Here is a 12,310-nt window from a genome sequence, read left to right on the forward strand (position 1 = left end):
TTTTACTTCACTTCTGCATTTAAACAAGATTTAAAATGTCCAAGTGCATATTCATGTCCTTGCGCATTAAAAGATGCAACCGCCTTTTCATAAACGACAATTTTAAATCCTTTATTATAAGCATCTACTGCTGTATGAAGAACACAGATGTCGGTACAAACACCTACAAGATGAACTTCTTCTATTCCTCGTTCTCTTAACTTCATCTCTAAATCTGTTCCAGCAAATGCACTGTATCTTGTTTTGTCCATGTAATATACATTCTCAGCATTTTTATATTTTTCGTATACATCTTGTAATTCACCGAATAAGTCTCTTCCATTTGTATCTGCTATATTATGAGGTGGAAACAATTTGGCTTCAGGATGATATACATCATTGTCTTCATGTTTATCGATCGCAAACACTACATAATCTCCCTCTTCAATATACTGCTTCGTTACATGCACAAGTTCTTTCTCAATTTCTTGACCTGGCTTCCCGCAAGTTAAAGCACCTTTTTCAGCTACAAAATCATATGTATAGTCGATATTAATAAGAGCTCGTTTCATTACTACTATCTCTCCTTCTTCTGTTTCACAGTAAACAATAGAAAATTTGTTATTACGACATCGTATGTACTATTCGACATTTCAAATGAAATCCCTACATTTCCAACTTAATACTTACCTTAATCCGAGTTTATCATGAAATCGGTACACAATGACAAAACATACAGCTCCTATTAGCATGTCATGGATTTGATAATTGAGCGTCATTTGAATAACCTCTTGTATAGTAAGCCAAACTACTGACATTATCATACTAATCAAAAAGATACGAACAAACCGATTCACATCATCAACCACTTTCTCTGTCGTAGTAGTAAAGAGTAATTTCTTACTATTCATTCGTACTAGAAAGTGAAACATATTATTCTCAACAACCTAATTCTATCCAAATTAAAAAGTACACTACCACTTTAAGCAATGTACTTTTTATCCCTATTTAAGACGCAGGCTTCGTTTCAAATGTCGCTTGATTAAAGCTAATGACTTTTCCTTTCGGGTCATTGTTTTCAAACTGGGCTGCGGTAATCGTATGACTACCTGTCTCAAGCATTTTTTCTTTTAATTGTACTGTTGTCTGTGTTGTACTAGTTACTTGATGTTTATCTGCAAATATTTGATCTACAAATACGAATGTTTCTTTATCGTTTTGAAAATTAGAAAGTTCTAACTCGACTTGCTGAATTAAAGTATCTTTTTTGATAAATACAGTCGGTATATTTCCATTTTCAGAAGTACCATCTGGTGTAATGACTTTTACTTTCCCTTCTCCAACTGGTATTGCCCCTTCAGGAAATACAACCATATTCTCATCACTTGCATTTACAACTTGTTCTTCCTGATTTGACTGTGCATCCTCTTTTTCCTTTGGAGCACCACAGCCTGCTAATAACAATACAGACAATCCAGCGATTATGAATTTCTTCAAAATTCATCCCCCCTGTAATTTCATTATAATTTATTATACAAAAATAATTTATTAATTTTAAAACTATTTTTAACACTTTCATGAACAAATACTAGTAGCTTGCTCACGACTACTGTACCATACTTTCCTTAATAGAACATTAATTTTTTTTAATGAAATAAATAGTAATTTCATCTTATTTATCATTTTAGCCCAACAGATTAATAAAATACCTGTCCAAAATAAAAAGACATTGTTATTTCAATGTCTTTTCTATATAGCAATTAAAAAATAAATGTTGTAATCTCATCTACTTCTTTTCTTGGAAGTTTCTTCGGTTTATCTTTCGGATAACCGAGTGAAATTACCATATTAATTTGTTTTTGAGGCTCAATTTGTAAATATTTTCGCAGTTCATCCTGAGCTAATAATACAGGTCCTGTCATTGGACACGTACCAAGACCCTTCGCATGTGCAGCCAGCATTAAGTTTTGTGCCGCTAAACAGCTACTCTTAATTCCTTCTTCTTCCCATACTGAATCAGGAACGAAGGCAATTGGATCAAATATCTTTTCACGGAACTTTGATTCATATGGTGTTGCCAAACATACGATTAATACTGGCGCCTCAGAGAAAGCTGTCGCATACGGTCCGAAAGAACGTGTAAGTAATTTCCCTGCTTTCTCTTCTCCATTTTCTGCTGCTTTTGCCGCAAGTTTATGTAATGCATCCCATGTCATTTGTTCAATTTCTTTAATTTTCTCTCTGTTCATAATGACCAAGAACTCCCACGTTTGTGAGTTCGTATCACTCGGTGCATAACGAGCACAATCAATAATTTCTTTTATATCACTAGTGGATACTTCTTGTTCTGTAAACTTTCTAACACTTCGTCTACCGTGAATTACTTCTTTAAAATCTTCATAATTCATATATTAAATCCCCTTTTTACAGCGTTTTCAAAACTTGTCCTATGGTTGAATTATATCATGAAAAAAAGCTGGAGGAATACCAGCTTTTTTCCTCATTATTAATTTTTCACTTTAAACAAACTAATACTTTCTTCATATGCAGCTTGTAGTTTTTTCGTAATTGGTCCTCTTTCACCACTTCCAAACTTCTCATCACCAATTTGAACAACTGGGAATATTTCAAGTGGTGTCGCTGTGAAAAAACACTCATCGGATTCGTACACTTCCTGTAATGAAAATTCACGCTCTTCTACCTCTATATGTAACGCTTTCGCTAATGTAATAACGTAGTGACGAATAATGCCGTGTAGAATGAAATTATCGGCTGGATGTGTAATTAATTTATTATTTTTCACCATAAAGAAATTCGAATGACACCCTTCTGTTACAACTCCATCTCGTACTAATATCGCTTCTTGATACCCTTGCTCGTTTATTTTATTTTTAATCATGATATTAGGTAGAAGGTTCAAAGATTTTATATGGCAAAACTTCCAGCGTATATCCTCTTCTACTGTAACCTTTATTCCTTGTTCCATAGTAGCGATAGGTCTTGGAAACGAAACAATATTCGCAAAATATGTTGGCTGTAAATCTTTTTCATACACATGATTTCGAGCTTGAGCTCCACGTGATATTTGAAGATACACATTCCCATCTTCTTGAAATTGATTTCTTTCAATCATTTGATGAAGTTCTTCAACTAACTCTTCCTTTGTAAACGGAGGAACAATATTTATTTCCTTCATAGATTTAAAAAAGCGTTCCAAATGTAAGTCTAATAAATGAGGCTTCCCATCGTATAGCCTAAATACCTCATATATGCCTTCACCAAATTGGAGTCCTCGCTCTTCTAACGCAACCATCGGCTGTTCTTCTTTCGTATTTACAATTCTTCCGTTAAACAAAATCCAATCTTTATGAGTAGCTTTCATTCCTTCCCACTCCTTTATTCCATGATTGATTTTATTGTACAACTTATCCACACTCTAAAGAAGGAATTTTCTGTATTTAAATAAATTAAAAAGTACATCACCTATTTAAAGTGATGTACTCAACCATTCATTTATTTCAGAAAATATTTTTCAATATCATCTAACATTAAATTTGCCGCTTTAATACCGCCTGCTGTATTCCAAATTACTTCATCCACTTGGAATACTTTATTGTCTTTAGAAGCTTGTAGCTGCTTAAAGAGTGGATCTTCTGTCCATTCTTTTGCTAACGTATTTCCTTCGTTATTCTTATCTGCATCTTTATCAGATGTAAAGTAGAATATGTAGTCCCCATCCATATTCGGAATTTGCTCTTTTGTAATTCCTTTTATCGCAAATTCATCTTTATCTTGAAGTGGTGGTCGCTTAAATCCAACATCATTTAAAACAGCACCTGAGAATGAGTTTTTCTGATAAATACGAACATCACCTGGTACGAAGCGAATAATAGAAACTTTAGAATTCAATTTATCTCCTAACTTCTCTTTCATTCCTTCAATACGTTTTTTATAATCTTCAAGAGCCTTTTGCCCTTCTTTTTCTTTATTTACAGCTTTTGTATAGAGTGTAAAGTTTTCTTTCCAATCCCCGCGCAATGTTTCAGCGTATACAGTTGGCGCTATTTCGTTCAATTGCTCATATATTTTTTCATGACGCATTTTATTCCCGATAATTAAATCCGGCTTAAGTTTCATAACTGCCTCTAAATTAATATCACGCTCAGTTCCTACAACTTTCGTATCTTTTAAATCTTTCGCTAAATGAGGATACCATTCATCACCAGCACGTGGTTTTGTAGTTCCAACTGGTGTTACTCCAACAGCTAAAAGTGCCTCCGCACCCTCATTTGTTAAAACAACTACTTTTTTAGGTGTACCATTTACTGTTGTTTCACCCATTGCATGCTTTACAGTATACGAATCTTTTGCTTTAGCTGATGTATCATTTTCTTTTTTCTCTTCTTTGCTACACCCTGCGATTATTACCATAAGTATCATAATGCAGAACATAAATATTTTTTTACTATGTACCATATGTCCTCCCTAGATGAAATCGATTATCATTAACAATTAAAGGTTAATGTATATTACATACATTGTCAATGTATATCAGAAAACTTTTTTAATATATACAATTTAGATTCTATCCGCTATTCAAATGTTTATTTTTAAAATAAAGTGTATACGTATGAAAATAATAAACATTCTTAAAATGCGTATCTACGTTATACATAAATACGCATTCGTATTACATTATAAATTAATTTCCTAATATTGTTTATATTTAATATATGATGGATCATTGTACACCCATTGATTACCACCAAGGTTCAACCAACCGTTTTGATTCATATATACTAAATAAGATTCTGGATTATTTAATTTACGAATAACTGAAGAAGATGTTGATGGACCACTTCTTAAATTCACATTCATTCCTTGTATATATGCGACACCAATTGCACTTCCATCACTATTGCTCGTCTTTACAAAATTAATGTACGAAGGGTCATTATACACCCATTGTCCATTTCCTAAGTCCAACCATCCATTACTTTCCTGATATACGACATACGACTCTTGGGAGTTTAGTTGACGAATAACTGAAGAAGACGTTGATGGACCACTTCTTAAATTCACATTTTTCCCAAGTATATAGGCGATCCCCTTCGTTTGTGGTGTTGGCTGGGGGTTTGGAGGTTGTGGATTTGGAGGATTAGGATTTGGAGCAACTCCAAAAATAGCTGCTATCCCATTTGCATACGCTTGACTTAAGTCTTCAATAAATTGTGGATTTTTCAATAAATTAGCATCAAACGTTGTATCAATAAAAGCAGTCTCAGTTAAAATTGCATCCATTGCAGTCTCTCTTAGTACCGCATAATTTGCTTTTTTGGCTCCTCGGTCACGAAGACCATATTTAGTTAATACAGGATTGACTGCTGCATGCATTTTTTGTTGCTTTTCATATGCGGAACTACTATTAGATAGCGCATTGTAAATATAACTTTCAAATCCAGTGCCACCGCCGCTATTAATGTGAAATGAGATAAAATAATCTGCACCAAATGAATTAGCAATATTAGCACGTTCTGATAAAGAGATGAATACATCGCTGTCACGTGTCATTTTAATATTGATTGGATAATTTGCAGATAAAATATCTCGTACACGTCTAGCAATTTGAAGTGTTAACTCTTTTTCCACTAACCCATTACCAACAGCACCAGAATCATATCCACCATGCCCTGCGTCTATAACAAGTTTCATATATCTTTTTCGTTCCTTTCGTTAAGGTAATAAGCTTACATTTCTACTCGTCCTATTTTATGTTAGTTGTACAAGTTCCGTTACAAATACAAAGAAAAAACCCCCTTATGTAAGGCGGCTTCTATCACTTTTCTTTAACCAATTTAAAATGAATATGTACGATTGATAGTGGATGTAACGTATACAAAACAAAATACATATGAGAGCTATTCCAACACCGCTGTATAACAACCCAAACTTTAAAAAGATGTTCAAAAGAGGTGAAAAATGAATTGCGTTTTGTAATGCAAATAACATGCAAAACAAAATTACAAACACGGGTACATATTGTAATTCATATGGTCTTCTCTTCTTATACATTCTTTTTCGAATAAAAATCTGGCATAGTTCTGCTACAATAAAACAACTTCCAACTAATAAAAGACCAGCAGTCATTGTCATACATTCACCTGCCCCATATTCATTTCATCAAGTGACCAATATTCACTATATTTTCTTTACATATATTCCATTTTCCTCAATAAAACCAGATCCCACTATGAAAGATTTAGCTTGTTCCGTAAACACCTCTTGCAATACTTTTATTTCATTCACATTTCTCTGTTTCATTATTTCTTCAAATGTAAAATACGTATTCGTCCCGTATCCATAACCTTGATAATCAAAATGAATAATTAACTGTGACAAAATAGCACTCTCTTCTTGGACACTATAATCTATTACACCAATATATGTATCATCAACTTTTACACAATACTGAACCTTTTTCATATCTAAGCTGTGTGAGTGAAACATTTCTTTTACAACGCTTTCATTTTCTGTATTTACTTTCTCAAACGTAATCATATGTTGTCCATCCTTTTACTATTATTGTATCAATTATAATTACAATTTATGAAAAAAACCTTAAAGCCGAATACGACCTTAAGGTTTTTTTATTAAACTAAGCTATACGCACGCTTTGTTTCTTCGTGGAACTTATTCGTATCGTATTTATGCTCAACATAAATTTGATGCCATACCATAAACGCAAGTACAGTCCAAATTTTACGGCTATAATCGCCTTTATCTGCACAATGTGCTTCCAGTAAGTTTAATACATACTGTTTGTCGATTAAATGATCCGTTTTGCTTTCTTTAATAATATTTATAGCCCAATCGTGCATTTCATCTTTTAACCAGTGACGAATTGGTACTGGGAATCCAAGCTTTTTACGATCTAATACGTGATCTGGAACAATGCCACGTGCTGCTTCACGTAAAATAGCTTTCGTAGTTCCGTTAGCAATTTTAAATTCAGTCGGAATTTTAGATGCAACGTCAAATACTTCTTTATCTAAGAACGGTACACGAAGTTCTAATGAATTTGCCATCGTCATTTTATCAGCTTTTAATAAAATATCGCCGCGTAACCATGTGAACATGTCAATGTACTGCATTTTACTTACATCATCATAATCTTTAATTTCGTTATACAATGGTTTCGTGATATCCATATAGTTAACACTTTCATCGTAATACTTCATTAATTCAGCTTTCTCTTCTTCACGGAAGATTTTCGCATTTCCATAGTAACGCTCTTCAATTGGCGTACATCCACGCTCTAAGAAGCTTTTCCCTTTAAATCCTTCTTTAAGAGCACCACTTAATGCCTTTAGAACGCTCTTTCCTGGGCTAGGAATGTAAGAGAACATTTTTAAAGAGTTTGGCTCACGATAAATGTTATATCCACCAAATAGCTCGTCTGCACCTTCACCAGAAAGAACAACCGTTACATGTTTACGTGCTTCTTTCGCAACGAAATACAATGGTACAGCTGCTGGATCTGCTAAAGGATCATCCATATGCCAAATGATTTTTGGGAACTCATCCATAAACTCTTGCGCTGAAATGAATACGTTATGGTTTTTAACTCCTAATTTCTCAGCAGTTTCTTTCGCAACGTCAACTTCACTGAAACCGCGTTGCTCAAAACCAATAGAAAATGTTAAAAGATTTGGGTTCATTTCTCTTGCGATAGAAGCAATAATAGATGAATCGATACCACCAGAAAGGAATGAACCTACTGGTACATCACTACGCATATGCACTTTTACAGAATCGTATAATACATCACGAATTGCTTGGATATGTTCCTCTTTCGTTGCGCTTGAAGCGTTGAAATAAGGATTCCAGTAACGATGGATTTCCATCTCTTTACCGATTTCTTTTACGAAGTAATGACCAGGCTCAATTTTATTAACATCAATTGTTAATGTTTCTGGCTCTGGACCATATTGGTACGTAAAGTAATGTTGTAGTGACGTTGGGTTTACCCCTTTGTCTTCCATTACATGCATAATACTTTTCTTCTCAGATGCGAAGAATGTAGTATCACCTTGTTGTGCGATGTATAAAGGCTTAATGCCAAAGTGGTCACGTGCACCGAAAAGTGTCTTTTCTTCACGATCCCAAATCATAAATGCGAACATACCACGAAGGTAGTCTACACATTTTTCTTTCATATGTGCATACAATGCAATGATAACTTCTGTATCAGATTGCGTTGCAAACGTTGCGCCTTTTTCAAGTAACATTTCACGTAATTCTACATAATTGTAAATTTCACCATTAAAAATAATTACATATCGATCATTTTCATAAGTTAGCGGCTGATGTCCTGCCTCTAAGTCAATGATGCTTAAACGGCGGAAGCCAAATTGTACATGTTCATCACGAAAATATCCTTCGTCATCTGGACCGCGGTGGAAAATCATCGTGTTCATATTTTCAAATTGATGTTTTTCTGTTTCTGAAAACTCTCTAGGGTTTTCACATAAACATCCTACAAAACCACACATACTTCTTACCCTCTTTCAGTTTTCATTCTGTCTCTATACTACTATATCAACCCTATTTATACTAGCATAATCAACTGAATATGGCGACCAAAAACTATAAAAAAATCACTCCATTTCACATTTTTAACAATTTTTTATGAAAACATGAAAACTAGGCAATCACCTTTCTCCGCTTTTGTCATATGATATTGCATATTGATTTCTAGGAGGGAATACCATGAGTGAAGAAAAAAAAGATTCTTCTCGCCCACCGGTTCGCAATTATTTAAAGCAAATTGATGATTTCTTCGAGCAAACACCACTTCGCAATGTAATCGCTGATTTAAATCATTTTTTCCAAAAAGGAAACCGTTTATTAACATTCCCTGTAGATTTATATGAAGTTGGTGAAGAACTCGTTGTTACAGCTGAACTACCAGGTATACAAAAAGAACAAATTCGAATTGAAATACAAAGTGAATACTTAAAAGTCTCTGTAAAAGAAGAGATACTTGATGAGGAAGAAGAACAAACATCTCATAACTATTATCGCCGAGAACGTTCCATTTCAGAAGCATCAAGATTGATTAAGTTACCATACTCAATTAATAAAAAAGCAGCGAAAGCTTCTTATCAAAACGGCGTATTAGAAATTCGTGCACCAAAACTTCCACAGCAGCATGACATTTTATCCATAGACTAATGTAAAAAAAGAAGGGTGCTATGCACCCTTCTTTTTAATCCGCTAATCGCTTCATATCACGTATAATATCTTCGTATGGCGTATTACTAATGCCACTATACTTTTTCATTACTTTTCCATTTTGATCGATTAAATAAAAAGATGTACCGTGTATTACTTGCCCATCTTCTGGTTTATCTACAAGCGATTGGAAGTTATCTTTTGAAAACTTTGTAATTTCCTCCAGTGAATACCCTGTTAACAAGTTCCAGTTACTTGTATCTTCTGTAAACTTTTGAATGAAAGCTTTCAAATTTTCTGGTTTATCAAGTTCAGGATCTACACTAAACGAAACAAACTCAACATCCAGTTTCTCTTCCTTAGCCATTTTCTGTAATTTAGCCATATTAGCAGTCATTGGCGGACAAACTGTTTGACAGTTTGTAAACATGAAATCCGCTACCCAAACTTTCCCTTTTAAATCTTTTGTACCAAATGGCTTTCCTTCTTGATTTGTAAATTGGAAAGTTTCTAAATCCCAGTTTAACGGTTTACGTAATTTTGAACCTGAACTGCTACAACCTGCAAGTACAAAGAGACAAAATACAACCATAAGACCAATTAACTTTTGATAACGCTTCATTATTAAACCTCTTTTCTCTTTCCTTAATTTATGTAAGTAATGTATATCATAACAAAAGTAAACACTATGAGAAAATTGTTTACGTCATTTGTTCACGAAATCGTACGATTTTACGTATGTTACTTCTTTATTTAAAGCTAATTACTAGACAAAATATATTTTACTACTATTATTTCTCTTAACATTATGTACGAAACAAAGTTCATTGTTAAATTTGTAAATACCTATCCCCTGTTTTTTTACAATTACTTAAACATTAATCCATGTTAAACACTGTATTCCTTAACAACATTTCGGTACAATACAACTACAACGATTTTAAATGAGGTGATGTTCATGGCTAAGCGCTATGAAAATATGGATAATGTAAGTACAAAAAAATCGATTCGCTCCTTCCTACGCTGGCGTAAAGAGAGAAAGCAAAACAAAAAAGACTTTTCTTTTCTAGTAGAACAATCACCTGTTAAACAAAGTAAATTTTTGCTTAATAACTTTGAAAAAACAACTGTCACATGGATTGGTCATTCCACTTTTCTCATTCAAACGAACGGCTTAAATATTTTAACAGATCCAGTATGGGCAAATAAATTAAAGTTGGTTCCACGACTTACTGAGCCAGGGCTCTCTATAAAAGAACTACCGAAAATTGATATCGTTCTTATTTCACACGGTCATTACGATCATTTAGACTTTTCATCTCTTCGCCAGCTAAATAATGATGTTCTATACCTTGTACCTATTGGGCTGAAAAAATTATTTACTCGCAAAAAATTCACTAACGTAGAAGAGTATAATTGGTGGGAAAACACAACAATTAATGATGTTTCCTTTCACTTCGTACCCGCCCAGCACTGGACGAGAAGATCCTTATTTGATATGAATACATCTCACTGGGGAGGATGGATCATTGATAATATGACTTCTTCAGAAACCATTTATTTTTGTGGTGATAGTGGTTATTTCCAAGGTTTTAAAGAAATCGGAAACCGTTTTTCAATTGATATTGCACTTATGCCAATTGGTGCCTATGAACCAGAATGGTTTATGAAAGTGTCCCACGTTTCACCTGAAGAAGCTGTGCAAGCCTATTTAGATATAAAAGCTACACATTTCATTCCAATGCACTACGGTACTTTTGCTTTAGCAGATGAAACACCAAGAGAAGCAATAACAAGACTACGAAATAACTGGAATTTACGAATACTACCATGGGAACAACTGCATGTTCTCTTTTTAGGTCAAACTTTCACTTATAGCCCTATTATTTCAGAGGAAAGAACAGAAAAAATCACAGAAACCACTCATGTATAACTACGCTACTTTTTTTAAATGATTTATCATATACTTTAGAAAATCGAAAAGGGTGATTTCTATGAAAAATTATTTACAGACTCGCTATATTATTAGCGGTAGCGCCTGTATAGCCCTTCTCATTTCCTATGTTATTTTCACATAAAAAAGCTACTTGAAAATTCATTTCAAGTAGCTTTTTTATTACTCTGCTAAATACATAAATCCGATTGCTCCCGGACCTGTATGAGTACTAATAATAGGCGTTGTATAGAAAATTTCTGATTGAGCAAATCCACTCACTTTTTCAACAGCCGCTTTTACATTTTCAGCTAAAGGAATTGCTTTCGCATGTGGAATTGCAACAGCTTTTACAACTTTTCCAGCTGTATCTTCCTCAAATAACTTAGCTAACGTTTTTACAATTTGACCTTGGCTACGCACTTTCGTTACAGGGTTATAAACACCATCTTCAAGGCTAGCAATTGGTTTTATATTAAGTAGCGAACCGATAAACGCTTTTCCTTTACCGATACGCCCACCCTTCACTAAGTTTTCTAATGTATCTACTACTACATATAAACGAGTATTCTTTCTCACTTCATCTACACGTTTTATAATTTCTTCTAGTGAGCGTCCTTCATTTGCCATTTTCGCAGCTTCAACTACTTGATATGCTAAAGCATGTGTAATAAATTGAGAATCAACAACTGTTACTTTTGTATCGGTCATTGATGCAGCACTATTGGCAGTTGCCACAGTACCACTCATTCCACTTGTCATATGAATGGAAAGTACTTCACTTCCATCTTCACCTAACTTGTCATACATTTCTACAAATGTACCCATTGCCGGTTGTGATGTTTTTGGTAATTCCTCTGATTTGATCATTTCTTCAATAAATTCATCAGGTTGTAAATCAACACGATCTAAATATGTTTGTCCATTTACAGAGATTGATAATGGTAGCACATGAATGCCATACTTTTCGATTACATCCTGCGCTAAATCTGCAGTTGAATCTGTTACAATTTTAATTTTTTGCATATTATATTCTTCCCTTTCCAATACGCTCTCCCTGTTATTATACTAGCATTCCCAGTGCTTTCAACAATTTAGAACAAATTTCACCAAATTAATTATATTTTTATACCTAAAATGAAAAAGACAGAGCCTATTTAACTC

14 protein-coding genes are annotated in these 12,310 nt (G+C 33.9%); 2 read left to right on the forward strand and 12 right to left on the reverse strand.

Going from position 1 to position 12,310, the window contains the following annotated elements; genetic code table 11:
- Positions 1-2: 2 nt before the first annotated feature.
- The 10 genes from Q3V31_RS00270 to asnB form a co-directional block, all read right to left on the reverse strand.
- Positions 3-551, reverse strand: coding sequence for a cysteine hydrolase family protein (locus tag Q3V31_RS00270; RefSeq protein WP_000816790.1), 549 nt, complete (start codon positions 549-551; stop codon positions 3-5).
- A gap of 114 nt (positions 552-665) precedes the next feature.
- On the reverse strand, positions 666-911 hold the full coding sequence (locus Q3V31_RS00275) for a hypothetical protein (protein WP_016129303.1): 246 nt from the start codon (positions 909-911) through the stop codon (positions 666-668).
- Between the two features lie 76 nt (positions 912-987).
- Positions 988-1,476: a putative periplasmic lipoprotein gene (locus Q3V31_RS00280; protein WP_000713447.1), complete on the reverse strand. Its 489-nt coding sequence runs from the start codon at positions 1,474-1,476 to the stop codon at positions 988-990.
- Between the two features lie 263 nt (positions 1,477-1,739).
- A complete protein-coding gene (locus Q3V31_RS00285; protein ID WP_001105298.1) occupies positions 1,740-2,387 on the reverse strand; it encodes a nitroreductase family protein in 648 nt (215 codons plus the stop codon).
- A gap of 98 nt (positions 2,388-2,485) precedes the next feature.
- Positions 2,486-3,361, reverse strand: a complete 876-nt coding sequence (dat, locus tag Q3V31_RS00290; RefSeq protein ID WP_090813241.1) for a D-amino-acid transaminase — start codon at positions 3,359-3,361, stop codon at positions 2,486-2,488.
- Positions 3,362-3,492: 131 nt separating this feature from the next.
- A complete protein-coding gene (locus Q3V31_RS00295; RefSeq protein WP_000233707.1) occupies positions 3,493-4,455 on the reverse strand; it encodes an ABC transporter substrate-binding protein in 963 nt (320 codons plus the stop codon).
- 234 nt (positions 4,456-4,689) lie between these two features.
- Positions 4,690-5,691, reverse strand: coding sequence for an N-acetylmuramoyl-L-alanine amidase (locus Q3V31_RS00300; RefSeq protein ID WP_000779872.1), 1,002 nt, complete (start codon positions 5,689-5,691; stop codon positions 4,690-4,692).
- A 105-nt stretch (positions 5,692-5,796) separates the two neighbouring features.
- The gene (locus tag Q3V31_RS00305; RefSeq protein ID WP_016129298.1) at positions 5,797-6,132 is read right to left on the reverse strand and encodes a hypothetical protein; all 336 of its coding nucleotides are present in this window, start codon (positions 6,130-6,132) and stop codon (positions 5,797-5,799) included.
- A gap of 45 nt (positions 6,133-6,177) precedes the next feature.
- The gene (locus Q3V31_RS00310; RefSeq protein WP_000627497.1) at positions 6,178-6,537 is read right to left on the reverse strand and encodes a GNAT family N-acetyltransferase; all 360 of its coding nucleotides are present in this window, start codon (positions 6,535-6,537) and stop codon (positions 6,178-6,180) included.
- 92 nt (positions 6,538-6,629) lie between these two features.
- On the reverse strand, positions 6,630-8,531 hold the full coding sequence (gene asnB / locus Q3V31_RS00315; RefSeq protein WP_000333827.1) for an asparagine synthase (glutamine-hydrolyzing): 1,902 nt from the start codon (positions 8,529-8,531) through the stop codon (positions 6,630-6,632).
- Positions 8,532-8,748: 217 nt separating this feature from the next.
- Between asnB and Q3V31_RS00320 the strand changes: the two genes are divergently transcribed.
- Positions 8,749-9,213 carry an Hsp20/alpha crystallin family protein gene (locus Q3V31_RS00320; protein ID WP_001288090.1) on the forward strand — a complete coding sequence of 155 codons (465 nt, stop codon included), beginning with the start codon at positions 8,749-8,751 and terminating at the stop codon, positions 9,211-9,213.
- A gap of 34 nt (positions 9,214-9,247) precedes the next feature.
- On the opposite strand, the gene Q3V31_RS00325 is transcribed toward Q3V31_RS00320, so the two are convergent.
- Positions 9,248-9,835 carry an SCO family protein gene (locus Q3V31_RS00325; RefSeq protein WP_000833350.1) on the reverse strand — a complete coding sequence of 196 codons (588 nt, stop codon included), beginning with the start codon at positions 9,833-9,835 and terminating at the stop codon, positions 9,248-9,250.
- A 336-nt stretch (positions 9,836-10,171) separates the two neighbouring features.
- Between Q3V31_RS00325 and Q3V31_RS00330 the strand changes: the two genes are divergently transcribed.
- The gene (locus Q3V31_RS00330) at positions 10,172-11,146 is read left to right on the forward strand and encodes an MBL fold metallo-hydrolase (RefSeq protein WP_016129296.1); all 975 of its coding nucleotides are present in this window, start codon (positions 10,172-10,174) and stop codon (positions 11,144-11,146) included.
- A gap of 183 nt (positions 11,147-11,329) precedes the next feature.
- Here the strand turns inward: Q3V31_RS00330 and Q3V31_RS00335 are convergent, their stop codons facing one another.
- Positions 11,330-12,172 carry a DegV family protein gene (locus Q3V31_RS00335; RefSeq protein ID WP_033656734.1) on the reverse strand — a complete coding sequence of 281 codons (843 nt, stop codon included), beginning with the start codon at positions 12,170-12,172 and terminating at the stop codon, positions 11,330-11,332.
- Positions 12,173-12,310 lie beyond the last annotated feature (138 nt).

The sequence above is a fragment of the Bacillus nitratireducens genome, assembly GCF_036320425.1.
Taxonomy (GTDB): Bacteria; Bacillota; Bacilli; order Bacillales; family Bacillaceae_G; genus Bacillus_A; species Bacillus_A nitratireducens.